This is a genomic window from Streptomyces regalis, from assembly GCF_001509475.1.
GTDB lineage: Bacteria > Actinomycetota > Actinomycetes > Streptomycetales > Streptomycetaceae > Streptomyces > Streptomyces regalis.
On sequence record NZ_LLZG01000360.1, the window covers coordinates 56,841 to 74,254 of the forward strand.

Sequence of the window (17,414 nt, forward strand, 5' to 3'; positions counted from 1 at the left end):
GTGTCTGCGGGGCCGTACGACGGCGGTCAGGCGCCGGTCGGGAGGGTTTCCCGGTCGGCGGGCCGCGCGGGCGCCACGGTGGAGTCGGTGGACGGCTCGGCGAGACCGGCCGGCAGCCACCGCAGCCACTTCGGCAGGTACCAGTTGGCATCGCCCAGGAGCTTCATCGTGGCCGGCAGCAGCACGATCCGGATGAACGTCGCGTCGACCAGCACGGCCGTGGCCATGCCCACGCCGGACTCCTTCATGGACAGCTGCGGCAGCATGCCGAACACGCCCGCGACCGCGACCATCACCACGGCCGCGCCGGTGACCACACCGGCCGTGCCCCTGATGCCCTGCTCGATGGCCCGGGTCGTGGACAGCCCGCGGTCGTGGCCCTCACGTATGCGGCTGACGACGAACACGTGGTAGTCCATCGACAGGCCGAACAGGAAGACGAACATGAACAGCGGCACCCACGAGGCGATCCCGCCGGTGCTGGTGAAGCCGAGCAGGCCCTCGCCCCAGCCGCGCTGGAAGACGAGCACCACGATGCCGTAGGCGGCGCCCACCGACAGCAGGTTGAGCACCAGAGTGAACCCGGCCACCACCAGCGACCGGAACGAGACCAGCATCACCGCGAAGGTGAACAGCAGCACGAAGCCCGCCACCCACGGGGCCCGGTCCGAGAGGTTCGCGTTGGTGTCGACCGAGGCCGCGGTGGTTCCGCCGACGGCGACATCGGCCCCCTCGACGGTGCCGAACGTCGCCGGCAGGACCTTGTCGCGCAGGGTCTTCAGCGCGTGTACGGACGTCTCGTCCGTGCCGGTGCCGGCCAGGCCGACCGTGGCGACACCGACCTTGCCGTCGTCCGAGACGCGGTAGGTGACCGGGCCGCTCAGCCCCGGCGTGGAACCGGCCGCCTCGGTGAAGCTCTTCAGCGCCGCGTCGCCCGCGGCCCCGTCCAGGCCGTCGGCCTTGACCACGACCTTGGCCGGGGTCGACGAGCCGGGGAACGCCTCCTGGATGCGCTCGTACGTCCGCAGCACCGGCAGGCTCTTGGCCGACAGGTCGCTCACGCCCGGGTCGGAGGTGTGCAGTGAGAAGGCCGGGACGACCAGGGCCACCAGCGCGCCGCCGCAGAGCACCAGCGACACGGCGGGACGGCGCAGTACGGCGCCGAGCACGACGCCCCAGAAGCCGCGCCGGCCTGTGTCCTCGTCGTCCACTCGCATCCGCGGCAGCAGGGGCACCCGGCCCTTGTCGATCCGGTGCCCGAGCAGCGAGAGCAGCGCGGGCAGCACCGTCACCGAGCCGAGGACGGCCACCGCGACCACGATGATCGTCGCGGTCGCCATGCCGTAGAAGATGCCGTTGCCCGACAGGAAGAGTCCGGCCAGGGAGACGATGACGGTCAGGCCCGAGACGATGACGGACCGGCCCGAGGTGGCGGCAGCCGCACTCACCGCCGCCTGCGTGGTGTTGCCGCGCGCCCGCTCTTCGCGCACCCGGCGGATGTAGAACAGCGAGTAGTCGACGCCGACCGCGATGCCGATGAGCGACATCACGGAGCTGCCGTTCTGGTCGATGTGCACCAGGTGGCTGCTGAGGCTGAGCAGACCGCCGGCGGCGACCACCGCGGTGATCGCGAGCACCACGGGGAGCAGGGCGGCGACCAGCGCACCGAAGGCCACCAGCAGGATGCCGAGCGTCACCGGGAAGGAGATGGTCTCGGCGTTCGTGTAGTCGGTGTGCAGCTTCTCCTCGTACTTGTGTGTGAACGAGGCCTCGCCGAACTGCTCGACGGCGATGCCGGGGTGGGACGTGTCCGCCTTCGCCACGGCGTCCAGGACCGGCTGTACCTCCTCCTTGGCCTTGACGGCGTCGCCCGCCATGTCGAACTGCACCAGGGCGCTGTGCCGGTCCGCCGAGACGGCCGCGGCGCCGGCCGGGTCGAACGGCGACACCACGTCGCGCACCTTGCCCGTGCCCTTGATGCGCTGCACGACGTCGGTGACGGCGGTCCGGAACTCCGCGGAGTCCGCGGTCGCCCTGTCGCTGTGGACGAACACGACCTCGTGCGCGGGGAGGCTCAGCCCGGCGTCGTCCAGAATCCGTTCCGCGTGCCGGGCCTCGCCGTTGGTCAGCTCGGCCGGGGTCGGCTCCTGCTGGGTGACCATGCCGCCGCCCACGGTGGCCACGACGACGAACGCCAGCCACAGCAACACGGCCGCCCATCGGTGCGTGGCGCTCCAGTGCCCGGCGGCCTGGGCCAGGCCTCGCCTGCTTGTCACGGTCTTCTCCTCTGTTGAGGGCCAGTCGGCTCCAACGAGCCACGCTGGATCAGGAGGAGGCGGGGCGCCGAAACGTTCCGTACGTCTTCGCACGGACTTAGGGCTGCCCTAGGGCCCTTCTGATGGATCTCCGCGGCGTCGCGACGCCCGGCACGCACGCTCGCCGCACGGCGCGAAGGGCCAGGTGGCTCCGCCACATGACCCTCCACGCCGCACGCCGATCGCACGCACCGAACGCCGCTCCTTCTTCCACGGAGATCCATCAGAAGGGCCGACTCCTGACAGGCCGACCAGTAAGCAGAGCACCCCTGGAGCCGTCGTGGACACCGTGGAGAACAGCACCCCGCCCATGCCCGAACTGGCAGGAGTCCGGCATCACCACGTCAGCGTGCGCGGTGTGCGGCTGCACGTCGCGGAGGTGGGAGAAGGCGAACCGGTCGTGCTGCTGCACGGCTTCCCGCAGCACTGGTACGGCTGGCGGCGGCTTGTCCCGCTGCTGTCCGGCCGGTACCGGCTGCTGTGCGTGGACCAGCGCGGCTTCGGGTGGTCCGACGCGCCGGCCAAGGGCTACGACACCGACAGCAGGGTGGCCGACGTACTCGCCCTCCTCGACGAACTGGGCCTGAAGCAGGTCCGCCTCATCGGGCACGACTGGGGCGCGTGGACCGGATTCCACGTCTGTCTCCAAGCCCCGGAGCGGATCCGGCACTACCTGGCGCTGAACATGATGCATCCCTGGCCGCGGCACCACCGGCTGATGCCGCAGTCCTGGCGGTTCTGGTACACGGCGCTGCTGGAGCAGCCGCTGCTGGGCCGCTGGATGCTGCGCAACCGCCCGGGTTTCACGCGCTACCTGATGCGCAAGGGCGTGGTCGACAAGGCGGTGTGGACGCCGACCGCGATGGAGGAATTCGTGCGCTCCAGCCAGGAGCCCGGGCGGGCGCGGGCCGGTGAGGCCCTGCACCGCGCCTTCGCACTGCGGGACATCGCCAAGCTGCTCCTGGGCCGCTACAAGAAGCTCCGTCTGACCACACCGACGGTGATCCTCGCGGGCGAACGGGACTTCATGCTCCCGCCCGGCGTCATCACGGAAGCGGGCCGCCACGCGGACGACCTCCGCGTCAAGGTGATCCCCGGCACCGGCCACTACCTCCACGAGGAACGCCCCCACCTGGTGGCCGCGGAGGCGATGACCCTCTTCTCCGGCCGCCACTGACACCCGGTCACCGAAATGCCGCACGCGCCAGGGCTCGGCGCGTGCGGCGCCGGCCGGGTGGCCGGGCCGGTCGGTGCCGGGGAATGCGGGCCTCCGGAAAATCTTGGATTCCGGTGGAGTGCATGGGCTGGATTCGGCCTCTTGTCTGATGTCGGACGCCACCGCCCCGGTGAGCGGATCCGGCCCTCCCCCCACGCACACGTAACAGCCCCATCCGGGCGCGTTTGCGCTGCCCGCACGTTATCGCCAGGCCGAGCAGAGGGAACCGCCATGCCCGACATATCCGCACTCAAGCTCGATGTCGTCCCCGAGCCGACCGCGCCCCTCGGAATCCTCCCGACCGTCGCGGCCGAGAAGTACCCCGACACTCCCTTCCTCTCCGACACGCCGTGGCGCACCTACGACGGTCCGGTCCGCAACTTCGGCGAGTTCGCCCGGGCGATCGACGACTACGCCGACCGGCTCTGGGCCGGAGGAGTCCGCCGCGGGGACGTCGTCGCCGTGGTGCAGCGCAACCACATCGAGGTCGAGGGCGTCATGTGCGCCCTCGGCAAGATCGGCGCGCTGCCCGCCCTGCTCTCCTCCGCCATGGAGACCGGAGAGCTCCTGGAGTGCTTCGCACGGCTCGAGAACCCGTACCTCCTCGTCGATTCCTTCGGGCTGTCCCGGCTCGTCGAACACCGGTACGCGCTACGGCAGTTGACCCGCAACGTGCTGTGCCTGGAAGAGACGGACGAGAACTGGGTCGTACCGCTGCAGGAGCGGATCGCTCACACCGCTGATCCGCGGGACGAGGACGAGTGGTTCGTCATCACCCACTCGTCCGGTACCACCGGTGCGCCCAAGATGGCCGCGCACTCCACCCGTTCGCTGTTCGGCATGGTCGCGCCGATGATCATGATCTTCCGCGACCAGTACTCGCCGCAGGACCTGAACGCCAAGCACCTCTCCTTCGTGCACGCCCGCACCTGTGCCGGCACGCTCGCCTCGCTGGAGACCGCGATGCCCGCGCTGGCCATCGCCGACCCGGACCCCGCCAACGTCAAGCGCCTGATGCTGGAGCACCGCCCGACCTCCATCGAGACCCACCCGAACGTCTACATCCAGTGGGAGTCCCTGGCCCACGACCCGGACCGCCCCTTCCGGCACGTCGAGCGGTTCATCAGCACCTTCGACGCGATGCACCCGCGCACCGTGCGCACCCTGCTGGGCGCCTCGGAACACCCGCGCGCGCACTACTTCCAGGCGTACGGCCAGACCGAGTCGGGCCCCATCTGCCTGCGCATCGTCACCCGCGAGGAGTCCGCCGCCTACTCGCCGCGCAACGTCGGCCACTCCGGCGGCGGGATGGAGATCCGCATCGTCGACGACAACGGCGTGCCGCAGCCGGCGAACACGCCCGGATTCATCGAGACCCGTTCCCCCGGCCGCATGCGCGGCTACGTCGGCGGCGGCCCCATGCCGCCCCAGGACTCCTGGTGGCCCATGGGCGACATCGGCCGCCTGCTCGACGACGGCTCGCTCGAACTCCTCGACCGCATCGTCGAACACGTCGACGGCGTCGGCAGCCTCCTGGAGAAGGAGGACCACCTGCTGGAGGCCATGCCCGAACTCGTCGAACTGGTCCTGGTCAAGGACGAGGACGACAGCTCCGTGTTCGCCGTGGCCTGTCCGCGCCCGGGCACCACACCCGACCCGGAGCGGTTCCGCGCCGTCGCCGCCGAGGCCGGCCTGCCCGACCTTCAGGTGCGCTTCTGGGAGTGGGAGGCCATGCCCGTCACCGGCTCCTACAAGGTCCGCAGGTCCGTACTGCGCCGCAAGCTCGCCGGCCGTATCCAGCGCACCGCCACCGCCCGGAAGGAGGCCTGAACACCATGACCCACCTCTGGCACGAACTCGCCCGTGGCCTCCGCGAGGACACCCGGCTGCACACCCCCTCGCGCTCGGAGGAACCCGTCTCGGGCGCCGCCCTGTTCGCCCGCGCCGAGCGCACGGCAGGCGCCGTGCTCGCCGTGTGCGACGGCCGCGCCCCGCGCCGCGTGGGCCTGCTCATGGCCAACGGCGAGCCGTGGGTGCGCGGACTGCTCGCCGCGCTCCGCCTCGACGCGGCGGCCGTACCGCTGGCGCTCCCGGTGGCCTTCGGCGGTGCCGACGCCTACGCCGCCCACGTCCGGCGCATCGCGGACGACGCCTCGCTGGACGCGATGCTCGTCGACGGCAGCCTCGGCGGCCGTATCGTCTCCCGCGTCGCCGGGGCCGTACCGGACGTCCCGTTCATCGACATCGCCGAACCGCCCGCCACCCGCGGGGAGTTGCCTGCCCCGCACGGTGGCGGCTCCGCCCCCGCGGTCATCCAGTACACCTCCGGCAGCACCTCGGCACCCAAGGGCGTCGTGTTGAGCCACGACAACGTCTCGGCCGGGCTCGACGCGATCGAGGCCGGCACCCGCTGGACGCCCGAGGACCGGCTCGGCGAGTGGCTGCCGCTCTTCCACGACATGGGCCTGTTCACCCTGCTCGCCGCGCTGCGCAAGGGCTCGACGATCACCCTCTGGCAGCCCGGCGATTTCGTGCGCCGCCCCCTGCAGTGGCTCGCCGAGTTCGCCGCCTCGCGCTCCTCGATCATGCCGGCGCCGAACTTCTTCTACGACTACCTGGTCGCGGCCGCTTCCAAGGGCATCCCCGACGGCCTCGACCTGTCGGCCTGGCGCTACGGCGGCAACGGCTCCGAACCGGTGCGCCGCTCCAGCCTGGAGGCGTTCCAGCAGACGTTCGCCCCCTACGGGCTGCGCCCCCAGGTCGTCCAGCCCAACTACGGCCTCGCCGAGGCCACCCTGATCGTCAGCACCGGCGTGCCCGGATCCGCCTACCGCAGCCTGGAGGTGGAGCGCTCCAGCCTGTCCGTCGGCGACCAGGTCAAGGAAGCCGCCGAGCCCGGGCCCACCACCCGCACCGTCGTCTCCTGCGGCACGCCCGTCGAGGGCCTGCAGCTGCGGATCGGCGACGCCGAGGGCACCCCGCTCGACGACGGCGTCGTCGGCGAGGTGCAGATCGGCGGCGGGCCGGTGACCTCCGGCTACCTCGGACTGCCCGCCGAGCAGCAGCCGTTCACCCCGGACGGACTGCTGCGCACCGGCGACATCGGCTTCCTGCGGGACGGCGAGCTGTACGTGATGGGCCGCCTGAAGGCGATGGCCGTCGTCCGCGGCCAGAACTACTACGCCGAGGACGTCGAAGAGGTCGTCAAGTCCACGCCCGGAGTCGACCGCCGGCACTGCGCCGCCTTCGCCTGGGACGGCGACGGAGAGGAGCACATGGTCGTCATCTGGGAGACGAAGCTCGACGCCGACACGGCCTCCGCCGTCGGCCAGGCCATCCGCACCCGGCTGGCCGAACACCTCGGCCTCACCGCCGTGGAGACCCTCGCGGTCTCCCCCCAGACCCTCCCCTTCACCAGCTCCGGAAAGGTCAAGCGCTCCGGCGCGGCCGACCTGTACCGGCAGCACCAGTCTCTGACCACCGCATCGGAAGGACAGCACTCGTGAGCGTCACCGCGACCCTGGACATCGTCGTACGGGCCCTGGCCGCGCAGGCGGGCGTCGCCGAGTCGTCCGTCGACCCCGACAAGCCGCTCTCGGCCGTGCCGGGCATCGAGTCCGTCAAGGCCCTGCGCGCCATCACCGAGATCGAGGACGAGTGCGACGTCGTCATTCCCGACGACTTCCTGTTCGAGACCGCGACCGTGCGTGAACTCGCCGACTTCGTGGCCGAGCTGGCGCGCGAGGGCAGCACCATATGACCGTGGAGACCGCCGAGTCCCATGCACTGCTCGGCGCGCTGGACCGGTTCAAGGCCGCGCCGCCCGACGTCGCCCGCTACGACACCGACACCGCGACCGCGGCGCGCGCCCTGCGCGCCGCCCCCGAACAGGTCGCCCGGCTCGCCGTCGAGGGGCTCCCGCACCTCGTCGACTCCGAGCACGGACCGCTGTTCGACTACGACGACCTGATGAACGTCGGCATGTTCTGCGGCACCGGCCAGACAGTGCCGGAGCTCGGGCTGCGCTTCCTGATGCGCTTCGCGGCCTCGCCACGGGCCAGCTGGTTCGCGCCCCGCGACTGGGAGGTCGGCGTCCACCCGTCCCGTACGGCCGGCGGCGAGGGTGCGGAGGCCCCCGGCGCCGACGACGGACGGCCGGCGGTCACCGTCCGGGTCCCCGACCTGACCGCGCCCGGCGTGGAACTGCTCTCCGGCGGACCGTTCGACGAGCCGCTGCGCACATCCGGCTACGAGGCGGCCGTCCGCCTGACCGGCACCGAGCAGACGGTGCGCGACCCGCGCATCCACGAGGTGTGGGCCGAGGTCGTCGAGGCGCTCGCCTCGCGCCGCGTGATCTACCAGACGGTGCCCGAGCCGTTGCGCGCCGACCACCACCGGGCCTGGGAACTCGGCATCGCCGACTGCGTGGTCGCCTCGCGGCTGCTCGCCGACCGGCTGCGCGCGGCCGGCCTGGAGGCCACCGCCCGGCGCGGCTACCTCCTCGGGCTCTTCGGCAGCGACCACGCCTGGTGCGACGTCGTCGAGGACGGCGTGCACAAGTCGCTCGACCCGGTCTTCGCCTTCGTCGCCACCGTCGGCGACGAGCGCGGGGTCGCCGAGTCGCCCGAGTTCGCCGCGGCCTGCTTCGGCAGCCGCTTCAACCGGCTCCTGCCGTGCCGCACCGACAGCGCCGAACCTCTCGTGTACTTCGACGGCGAACCCGCCCCCTACTGGGCGATGGTCGGCGTCGGCGCCCGCCCGAGGAGGACCGCATGACCGCCGTACGCTCCCTGGACGCCGTACGCACCCTGATCAAGGGAAGCCTCGACCACCCCGCCCTGCTGGACCGCCTCGGCGGCGACGACGACTTCGCGCAGGCGGGCATCGGCTCCGGCGAACTGATCCGGATCGCGCTGAGCCTGGAGGAGGAGCTCGGCCGTCCCCTGGAGGACGAGGAACTGCTCGGGCTCACGTCGGTGCGCGCCGTCGCCGCGCTGATCGGGGCGGGGGAGGACTGACATGTGGCTCAACCATGTGGTGCGCCGCGGACTCGACCGGGACCCCGACGCCCTCGCCCTGCGCGACGCCCGGCGGGACGTCAGCTGGCGTGAGCTGCACCGCGATGTGCGGGCGCTGGCCTGCCGGCTGCGCCACGACACGCTGCCCGGCAGCCGCGTCCTGGTGCTCAGCGGCAACTGTGTCGAGGTGCTGGAGACCTACTTCGCCTGCGCGGCCGCCGGCCTGGTCGCCGTACCGGTCAATCCGGCGCTGACCGACCCCGAGATCGGCGCGATCATGGAGTCGGTGGAGCCGTCCGCGGCGGTCGCCGAGGCGGGCTTCGCGGCCCGCCTGGGCGGCCTGTACCCGGGGCTGCCCGTCACCGACGTCGCGACCATCCCCGAACTGCCCGACGAGGACGCCGAGTTCGCGGGGGAGCCGGGCAGCGGCATGGCCGACCCGGTGCTCATCCTGCACACCTCGGCGACGACCGGGCGCGCCAAGGGCGTCGTCGTCGACCAGCGCTCGCTGCAGATCAACGCCCTGTCCTGGCTCGCCGACGTGCGCCCGGCGCCCGGCACCGCCTTCCTCAACGCCGGGCCGCTGTTCCACGGCAGCGTGGTCATCGCCCTGGACCACCTGGCCGCGGGCGGCACCGTCTGCGTCCTGGACCGCTTCACCCCGCAGGGCTGTCTGGCCGCCCTGGAGCGCTGGGAGGTGGAGCACGCCTTCCTCGTCCCGTCCATGGTCCGGCTGTTGCTGCAGACCAGGAGCCTGGCCGGCACGGATCTGTCCCGGCTGCGGCTGCTGCTGCACGGCGCCGCGCCGATGCCCGGGGAACTGGCCCGTGAGGCACGGGAGCGGCTCGGCGTGGAGCTGCAGACCATCTTCGGGATCACCGAGGGCGGCGGCCCCGTCCTCACGCTCCGCCCGGGCACCGCCGTCGGCGAACCTCCGGTGCCCGGAGCCGTCTGCGTGGGGGTGCCGATGCTCGGCGCCGGACTGCGCGTCACCGGCGAAGACGGGTGCGAGGTGCCCGCAGGCACCATCGGCGAGCTCCAGGTCAGCGGCGACGGCCTGATGCAGACGTACTGGAAGAACCCGGAGGCCACCGACGACGTACTGCGCGACGGCTGGCTCAACACCCACGACCTGGGCTGTGTCGACGCGGCCGGCCGGGTCTGGGTCGTCGACCGGCGCAACGACCTGATCCTGCGCGGCGGGCAGAACGTGTACCCGGCCGAGATCGAGCACGTGCTGCGGCAGTCGCCGGACGTCGCCGACGTCGTCGTCGTACCCCTGCCGTCCGACCTGTGGGGGCAGACGCCCGTGGCGTTCGTGCAGCCCGTCGAGGCCGACCGGTTCGACGAGACCGAGCTGCTCCAGCTGTGCGTCGACGGGCTCGCCCCGTACAAACGACCCACCCACTTCCTGCCCGTGGAGCGCATCCCGCGCAATCCGGCGGGCAAGGCGCTGCGCACCCGGCTGCGCGAGACCGCCCACCAGACGCTCACCGCCGACAGGGAGCACACCGCATGACCACCACCGACTACACCCGCCCCGAGGTCCTGACGGACCTCGCCGGCGAGTGGGCCGTCCCGGTGCACGGCAACGCCGTCATCCAGTGGGACTACGACCGGCGCAACGACAAGCTCGTACGGCTGTACAAGCAGGGCAAGCAGCGCCAGTGGGACATGGACGAACGGCTCGACTGGGACCACGAGACGGACCCGGACGACCCGCTCGGCCTGCCCGACGACTTCATCTCCATCGCCGGGTCCAAGCTGTGGGACCGGCTGCCGGAGAGCGAGCGGCGCGTGGTGCGGCGGCACAGCAGCGGCTGGCTGTACTCGCAGTTCCTGCACTCCGAGCAGGCCGCGCTGATCGCGGTCGGCAAGATCCTGCTCACCGTGGAGGACCTGGACTCCAAGCTGTACGCCGCCACGCAGATGATGGACGAGGCCCGCCATGTGGAGGGCTTCAACCGTTTCCTGCACACCAAGATCGGCCTGCGCTACGGTCTCTCGCCGTCGATCTCCGCGATGTTCGAGCAGGCGATGCGCGAACCGCGCTGGGACTTCGGCGTCCTCGCGGCCCACATCCTCGTCGAGAACATGGGCCTGGCCACGTTCGGCGTGCACCGCGAGCGGCTGAAGGACCCGCTGGCGCGGGCGTTCAGCGCGTATGTCGCGCGCGACGAGGCCCGGCACGTGGCGTTCGGGCGGCTGCTGCTGCGGGAGTACTACCCGCAGCTGTCCGAGGCCGAGCTCAAGGAGCGCGAGGACTTCGTCGTCGAGGGCTGCTGGGCGCTGCGCGACCGGTATGTCGACGACGAGATCTGGAACACGCTCGGGTACGGCGAGGAGGCGATCAAGGCGTCGCGGCGCTCGCCCGCCAAGAGGGAGTTCCGCCGCCTGGTCTTCATGCGGATCGTGCCGGGTCTGAAGGAGATCGGGATGTTCGGCCCGCGGGTGCAGGAGGCACTGGCCAGGATGGGCGTCCTCGGCTTCCACGAGGTGGACGAGGAGGCGCTGCGCGCGCTCGACGACAAGGCCGCCGTCGACGCGCTCACCAAGCACGAGATGGAGCTGCGCCGCCGGGACATCCGGAACGTCATCGACCTCGGCAGCGGCGCCCCGACCGACGGCACCGCCCCCACCCCCTGAACCGGGCGCCGCCGCCCCGGAGTACATCCCCCGGCTCCGGGAGCGGCGGCGTCCCGCCGGCACGGCCCCGGGCGAGCGGCGCACAACAGGCCGCGAGCCCGACACCGCCGGTGCGGCGATGTGCAGCGGGGCTCGGTCTCGTCGGCGCTGCTCGGTGGCCCCTGGACCTGTGCCGGGAAGCCCCCGCGGACTCCCGTGCCGGCATGCCGCACGGCCCTCCCGGACCGGTGTCGCGGGTCCGCCGGTCCGTAACCGTCGTCGGGTCCGGCGCCACCCGCCGACGTCGGCCCCACCCCCTCGTACACCGCCCCTTCCACCGCCCCTCTTCGTACAGCACGGCCCTTTCGATCCCTGGAAACGCGGAGATGCCAGCATGCTCGAAACTACCCCGCCACCCGCTCGTCCCACCCGGCTGCGCGGGCTCGCGCCGGCCGGTGCGGACACCAGCGGTCGCCGTGTGCTCACCGGACTGGCCGACGGCACCGTGGCCGATCCGCCGGCGGCCCGCACGCTCGAGCTGCCGCCCGCCACCTCGTGGCTGCCGGGCCTGATCACCTGTGAGACCGCGTTCGACGAGGAACTGACGCTCACTCCCGGTGTCGTCTTCGGCGGCTGGATCGCCTGCCTGGTCGACCACTTCGCCGGACTGGTGATGCTCTCCGCGATCCCGGACGGCTCCGGCTTCCTCACCGCCGGCCTCTCGGTCGACTACCACGCACCGTTGGTCCCCGGCCCCGTCACCATCGAGACGGAGCTGACCAGTTGCTCCACCCGGCGCGCGGTCGCCGAGGTCCGCTTCGCGCAGCACCGCACCCGCGCCTGCACCGGCACCGTGGAGCAGATCATCCACCGTACGGCGCCGGCCGCCGTCGGCCGGATGGCGGGGTGAGGGGCGTGCGCGACACCGAACTCACCCAGGAACACCGCGACTTCCAGGCGATGGTGCGCGACTTCGTGGAACACGAGATCGTGCCCTGCCACGCCGACTGGGAGCGTGCCGGACTCGTCGACCGTGAGGTGTGGCGCAGCGCCGGCAAACTCGGCCTGCTCGGCATCGACGTGCCCGAGGAGTACGGCGGCGGAGGCGTACGCGACTTCCGCTACCAGGTCATCATCAGCGAGGAGATCATGCGCGTCGGCGCCACCGGCATCGGCTTCGCGCTGCACAACGACGTGGTCGCCCCCTACCTTCTCGACCTCGCCACCGACGAGCAGAAGCAGCGCTGGCTGCCCGGTTTCTGCTCGGGCGGGCTGATCACCGCCATCGCGATGACCGAGCCGGAGGCCGGCAGCGATCTGCAGTCCATCCGCACCACCGCGTTCCGCGACGGCGACGACTACGTCCTCAAGGGCGCCAAGACGTTCATCACCAACGGCATCCATGCGGACCTGGTCGTCGTGGTGGCCCGCACCCAGCCGGGCCGGGGCGCGCGCGGCCTGAGCCTGCTCGTGGTCGAGCGCGACATGCCCGGCTTCACCCGGGGCCGCAAGCTGGAGAAGATCGGCATGGCCGCGCAGGACACGGCCGAGCTGTTCTTCGACGACGTCCGGGTCCCGGCCGCCAACCTGCTCGGCCGCCCCGGCCGGGCCTTCCTGCACCTCGCGGCCAACCTCCCGCAGGAGCGCCTCGGCATCGCCGCCTACGCGGTGGCCGCCGCCGAGACCGCCTTCGCCCAGACCCTGGAGCACTGCAAGAGCCGTACCGCCTTCGGGCAGCCGATCGGTGCCTTCCAGCACGTCCGCTTCGAACTCGCCGAGATGGCCACCGAGCTGGACGTGGCGCGCACCTATGTCGACCGGGCCGTCGCCGAGCACAACGCGGGCCGCCTCGACGCGGTCGCCGCCGCCAAGGCCAAGTGGTGGGCCACCGACGTCCAGCGCCGGGTGCTCGACCGCTGCGTCCAACTGCACGGCGGCTACGGGTTCATGCGCGAGACCCCCGTGGCCAAGGCGTTCGTCGACAACCGCGTGCACCCGATCTACGGCGGCACGAACGAGATCATGAAGGAGATCATCGGCCGCGACCTGGGCGTCTGACCACGACCGACCGGCCCGGCGCCTCCGGCCCTCGCCCCCGGCCTCTCTGGCCCCGGTCCCCGGCCCCTCCGGCCCCCGCCCCCTCCCGCGCCCGCCCGGCAGTCATGCCCCGGCCCTTCGGCTCCCCGACGAGCCGTGCGCGCCCCACTTCTCAGCGAAACGGACAGCCAGTGAGCGAAAGGCAGCTCGAAGTCTGCGTCATCGGTGCCGGCCCCCGCGGCCTGTCGGTCCTGGAGCGCCTGTGCGTCAACGCCCGCGAACGCGCCCTGGGTACCGAGGTGGTGGTCCACCTCGTCGACCCCTGCCGCCCCGGTGCCGGCCGGGTCTGGCGCACCGACCAGTCGCACCACCTCCTGATGAACACCGTCGCCTCACAGGTGACCCTGTTCACCGACCCGAGCGTGCAGATGGCGGGCGAACTCGCGCCCGGCCCCAGCCTCTACGAGTGGGCGCGCTCCATCGTGCTCATGGGTGACCCGGCGGCCGACGACGGCGTCCTCGACGACCAGGTGCTCGCCGAGGCCCGCGACCTGACTCCCGACTCCTATCCGACCCGCGCCTTCTACGGCCACTACCTGCGCTGGGTGTTCGCACGGGTGGTGCGCACCGCCCCGGCGTACGTCACTGTCGTCGTCCACCCCCTGCGCGCGGTCCGGCTGCAGGACCGGCCGGACGGCCTCCAGTGCGTCACACTGGCCAACGGCACCCGCATCGACGGCCTGGACGCCGTGGTGATGGCGCAGGGCCATCTGCCGGTGCGCGCGGACGAGACCCAGGAGCGGCTGGCCGGCTTCGCCCGCCGCCACTCCCTCACCCATGTGCCTCCGGGCAACCCGGCCGACATGGACCTGTCCCACCTGGCCCCCGGCGAGACGGTCGCCCTGCGCGGCCTCGGTCTCACCTTCTTCGACCACATGGCGCTGCTCACCGCCGGCCGCGGCGGCACGTTCGAACGCGCCGACGACGGGCGGCTGGTCTACCGTCCCTCGGGCCGCGAACCGGTCCTGTACGCGGGCTCGCGCCGCGGCGTGCCGTACCACTCCCGCGGCCGCAACCAGAAGGGCGCCCACGGCCGCCACGAACCGCTGCTGCTCACCCCCGGCAGGGTCGCCGAGCTGAGGGCGGCCGCCGAGCGGGGCGGACTCGACTTCGTCCGCGACCTGTGGCCGCTGATCGCCAAGGAGGCCGAGACCGTCTACTACACGGCCCTGCTGACCCGCCGCTCGTGTGTGTGCGTGGGCCGATCGTTCCGCGACGACACCCTCGCGGCCGGCTGGGACACCCCCGAGGAGGCCGCCGTACTCGACCGGTACGGCATCGCGCCGACCGAGCGCTGGGACTGGCGGCTCCTCGCCCGCCCCTACGGCGGCCAGGCCTTCCCGGGCCCCGGCGAATGGCGCTCCTGGCTGCTCGACGCGCTGCGCCGCGATGTCGCCGAGTCGGAACTCGGCAACGTCGACGGCCCTCTCAAGTCCGCCCTCGACGTGCTGCGCGACCTGCGCAACGAGGTCCGCCTCGTCATCGATCACGGCGGGCTCACCGGCCACTCGCACCGCGAGCAGCTGGACCGCTGGTACACGCCGTTGAACGCGTTCCTGTCCATCGGCCCGCCGCCCAGCCGTATCGAGGAGATGACCGCGCTCATCGAGGCGGGCGTCCTGCACGTCCTGGGCCCCGGCATGCGCGTGAGCACCGACGAGCGGGCCGGCGTGTTCGTCGTCGACTCGGCCGAGGTGCCCGGCTCCCGCGTCGAGGCGACCTGCCTGGTCGAGGCCCGGCTGCCCGAGCCGGACCTGCGCCACACCACGGACCCGCTGCTGCGCCACCTGGCCGACACCGGCCAGTGCCGTCCCTTCGTCGTGGCCGACGCCGAGCACGGCGACCACGAGACCGGCGGCCTGTCCGTCACCCGGCGCCCCTACCACCTGGTGGCCGCCGACGGCCGGCCGCATCCGCGCCGCTTCGCCTACGGCGTCCCGACCGAGGCCGTCCACTGGGTGACCGCCGCCGGCGTACGGCCCGGGGTCGATTCGGTGACGCTCGGCGACTCCGACGCGATCGCCCTGGCACTGCTCGCCCTGGCCGCACCCGTCCCCGCGACCCCGGCCGCCGCCGCACTGCCCCTGGCCCCTGTCCCGCAGCTCCGCCGGGAGCCCGACCTCAAGGCCCTTCAGGAGACCGAGTGAGCACCACCCACGAACCTGCGCCCCCGCCGCCGTACGGCGAGCTGTCCCCGGCCGACACCGGCCTGCTGTCGCCCGTGCGCGCCGGCTCGCCCGCGGAGGCCGCCACGAGTGACACCGCCTGCCTGCAGGCCCTGCTCGACGCGGAGGCGGCCCTCGCCCGTGTGCAGGCCGGCTTCGGCACCGTGCCCGAGCGGGCCGCCGCCGTCATCACCGCCACCGCCCGGGCGGAACACTTCGACGTGCGGGCCCTGGCCGTCGCCGCCCGCGCCGCGGCCAACCCGGTCGTCGCCCTCGTCCGGGTGCTCGGCGAGACCGTGGCCCGCAAGGACCCCGAGGCCGCGCACTCCGTGCACCAGGGCTCCACCAGCCAGGACGTCCTCGACACCGGTCTGATGCTGGTCGCGGCCCGCACCGTGGAGCTGATCCTCACCGACCTGGACCGCACCGCCGACGCGCTCGCCGCCCTCGCCGCACGGCACCGCGACACGCCGATGGCCGCGCGCACCCTCGGCCAGCACGCCGTGCCCACCACCTTCGGACTCAAGGCGGCCGGCTGGCTCCAGGGCGTCATCGACGCCGCCGAGCGGCTGCGCCGCGTCCGCACGAGCGGGCTGCCCGTCCAACTGGGCGGCGCGGCCGGCACGATGGCCGGCTACCTCGAGTACGCGCGCGTCGTCGCGGACCTCGCCCCGGACGCCCTCGACCGGTACAGCCGTCGGCTGCCCGCCGCCTACGCCGCCGAACTCGGCCTCGCCGCACCGGCCGTGCCCTGGCACACCGTGCGCACCCCGCTCGCCGACCTGGCGGCGGCGCTCACCCTCACCGGCTCCGTCCTCGGCACCTTCGCCGCCGACGTCCAGCTGCTGTCGCGCACCGAGACCGCGGAGGTCTCTGAACCGGGCGCCGAGGGCCGCGGCGCCTCCTCCGCCATGCCGCACAAGCGCAACCCCGCCCTCGCCGCCCTCGTACGGTCCGCCGCCTACCAGCTGCCGGGCCTCGCGAGCACCCTCGCCCACGCGGCCGTCACCGACGACGAGCGGCCCGCGGGTGCCTGGCACGCCGAGTGGGAGCCGCTGCGCGCCGCCCTGCGGCTGGCCGGCGGAGCCGCGCACACGGCGGCCGAACTCGCCGCCGGCCTGACCGTGCACGACGGCCGGATGCGCGCCAACCTCGCCCTCACCGGTGGCCTGGTGGTCTCCGAACGGCTCGCGGCGGCCCTCTCGCCCGACCTCGGCCGGGCCCCCGCCAAGGCCCTCGTCTCCGCCGCCTCCGCACGGGCGGCGACCGAGGGCCGCCACCTGGCGGACGTCCTGGCCGAGACGCCCGAACTCACCGGACTCCACGACGCCGACGCACTGCGCGCCCTGTGCGCCCCCGAGCACTACACCGGCGCCGCGGGCGCGCTCGTGGACCGTGTGCTCGCCCGACACCGCGACACCCGCCCGCACGGCCGCGGCTGACCCCGGCCGCCCAGGACACGCCGCGAACCGACGCAGAAGGACCTCATGATGACGGCAACGACACACCGGTGGACGACCCCGATCGGCCTGGAGGTGACCCGCCTCAGCGAGCCGCTGGGCCCACAGCGGGCCGAGGCCGAACTGGCCCGGCTGGAAGACGCCCTGGACACCCGGCGGGGCCTGCTGTTCTCGGGCCGCTGCGACCAGCCCGGCCGCTACCGGCCGCACGATCTCGGCCACGTCGACCCGCCCGTCGAAGTCACCGCCGACCAGGACGGCGTACGGCTGCGCGCGCTCAACGCACGCGGCCGCGTCCTGCTGCCCGCGCTCGCCGCGGCCCTCGCCCCGCACGGGGCGTACTGGGACGAGGCCGCCGCCACCGTCACCGCCACCCTCAGAGCCTGTGTCACATCCCCGGTCGGGCGCGCGGCGTCTGGCACGCACGCTCGCCGCGTTGCCGAACCGCCCACGTGGCTCCGCCACGAGGGCGCTCCGGCGCCTTGCGATCGCACGCACCAGACGCCGCGCTGATCCGA

Annotated in this window: 14 protein-coding genes; 13 read left to right on the forward strand and 1 reads right to left on the reverse strand. The window is 72.9% G+C overall.

Annotated features, from left to right (window positions below; all coding sequences use genetic code 11):
* Positions 1-26 precede the first annotated feature (26 nt).
* The gene (locus ADL12_RS31860; RefSeq protein ID WP_062708210.1) at positions 27-2,276 is read right to left on the reverse strand and encodes an MMPL family transporter; all 2,250 of its coding nucleotides are present in this window, start codon (positions 2,274-2,276) and stop codon (positions 27-29) included.
* 319 nt (positions 2,277-2,595) lie between these two features.
* On the opposite strand from ADL12_RS31860, the gene ADL12_RS31865 reads away from it, so the two are divergent.
* The 13 genes from ADL12_RS31865 (at position 2,596) to ADL12_RS53215 (ending at position 17,409) form a co-directional block, all read left to right on the forward strand.
* A complete protein-coding gene (locus ADL12_RS31865; protein WP_062708215.1) occupies positions 2,596-3,492 on the forward strand; it encodes an alpha/beta fold hydrolase in 897 nt (298 codons plus the stop codon).
* A gap of 270 nt (positions 3,493-3,762) precedes the next feature.
* Complete coding sequence (locus tag ADL12_RS31870) at positions 3,763-5,361, forward strand: class I adenylate-forming enzyme family protein (RefSeq protein WP_062708219.1); 1,599 nt, start codon at positions 3,763-3,765, stop codon at positions 5,359-5,361.
* Positions 5,362-5,366: 5 nt separating this feature from the next.
* Complete coding sequence (locus ADL12_RS31875) at positions 5,367-7,037, forward strand: AMP-binding protein (protein WP_063806761.1); 1,671 nt, start codon at positions 5,367-5,369, stop codon at positions 7,035-7,037.
* Positions 7,034-7,291, forward strand: coding sequence for an acyl carrier protein (locus ADL12_RS31880; protein WP_062708221.1), 258 nt, complete (start codon positions 7,034-7,036; stop codon positions 7,289-7,291). Before ADL12_RS31875 ends, ADL12_RS31880 begins: the two co-directional genes overlap by 4 nt.
* Before the next feature lie 2 nt (positions 7,292-7,293).
* Positions 7,294-8,307 carry a transglutaminase gene (locus tag ADL12_RS31885; protein ID WP_159053349.1) on the forward strand — a complete coding sequence of 338 codons (1,014 nt, stop codon included), beginning with the start codon at positions 7,294-7,296 and terminating at the stop codon, positions 8,305-8,307.
* A complete protein-coding gene (locus ADL12_RS31890; protein WP_062708228.1) occupies positions 8,304-8,549 on the forward strand; it encodes an acyl carrier protein in 246 nt (81 codons plus the stop codon). The genes ADL12_RS31885 and ADL12_RS31890 overlap by 4 nt, the downstream gene beginning before the upstream one ends.
* A gap of 1 nt (position 8,550) precedes the next feature.
* Positions 8,551-10,068: a class I adenylate-forming enzyme family protein gene (locus ADL12_RS31895; protein ID WP_062708230.1), complete on the forward strand. Its 1,518-nt coding sequence runs from the start codon at positions 8,551-8,553 to the stop codon at positions 10,066-10,068.
* Entirely contained in the window at positions 10,065-11,195 is a 1,131-nt protein-coding gene (locus ADL12_RS31900) for a ferritin-like domain-containing protein (protein ID WP_062708233.1), read from the forward strand. The genes ADL12_RS31895 and ADL12_RS31900 overlap by 4 nt, the downstream gene beginning before the upstream one ends.
* 373 nt (positions 11,196-11,568) lie before the next feature.
* On the forward strand, positions 11,569-12,084 hold the full coding sequence (locus ADL12_RS51245) for a PaaI family thioesterase (RefSeq protein ID WP_159053350.1): 516 nt from the start codon (positions 11,569-11,571) through the stop codon (positions 12,082-12,084).
* Between the two features lie 5 nt (positions 12,085-12,089).
* Positions 12,090-13,232, forward strand: coding sequence for an acyl-CoA dehydrogenase family protein (locus ADL12_RS31910; protein WP_079052387.1), 1,143 nt, complete (start codon positions 12,090-12,092; stop codon positions 13,230-13,232).
* Between the two features lie 170 nt (positions 13,233-13,402).
* Positions 13,403-15,418, forward strand: a complete 2,016-nt coding sequence (locus ADL12_RS31915; protein WP_062708238.1) for an FAD/NAD(P)-binding protein — start codon at positions 13,403-13,405, stop codon at positions 15,416-15,418.
* A complete protein-coding gene (locus tag ADL12_RS53210) occupies positions 15,415-16,878 on the forward strand; it encodes a nitrosuccinate lyase (protein WP_062708241.1) in 1,464 nt (487 codons plus the stop codon). The genes ADL12_RS31915 and ADL12_RS53210 overlap by 4 nt, the downstream gene beginning before the upstream one ends.
* 48 nt (positions 16,879-16,926) lie before the next feature.
* Positions 16,927-17,409, forward strand: a complete 483-nt coding sequence (locus ADL12_RS53215) for a hypothetical protein (protein ID WP_159053351.1) — start codon at positions 16,927-16,929, stop codon at positions 17,407-17,409.
* Positions 17,410-17,414 lie beyond the last annotated feature (5 nt).

What these genes read in the sequence shown, in the direction of transcription:
- ADL12_RS31870 (WP_062708219.1), top strand. Translation starts at nt 3,763, where the DNA reads ATGCCCGACATATCCGCACTCAAGCTCGATGTCGTCCCCGAGCCGACC.
- ADL12_RS31875 (WP_063806761.1), top strand. Translation starts at nt 5,367, where the DNA reads ATGACCCACCTCTGGCACGAACTCGCCCGTGGCCTCCGCGAGGACACC.
- ADL12_RS31890 (WP_062708228.1), top strand. Translation starts at nt 8,304, where the DNA reads ATGACCGCCGTACGCTCCCTGGACGCCGTACGCACCCTGATCAAGGGA.
- ADL12_RS31895 (WP_062708230.1), top strand. Translation starts at nt 8,551, where the DNA reads ATGTGGCTCAACCATGTGGTGCGCCGCGGACTCGACCGGGACCCCGAC.
- ADL12_RS31900 (WP_062708233.1), top strand. Translation starts at nt 10,065, where the DNA reads ATGACCACCACCGACTACACCCGCCCCGAGGTCCTGACGGACCTCGCC.
- ADL12_RS51245 (WP_159053350.1), top strand. Translation starts at nt 11,569, where the DNA reads ATGCTCGAAACTACCCCGCCACCCGCTCGTCCCACCCGGCTGCGCGGG.
- ADL12_RS53215 (WP_159053351.1), top strand. Translation starts at nt 16,927, where the DNA reads ATGACGGCAACGACACACCGGTGGACGACCCCGATCGGCCTGGAGGTG.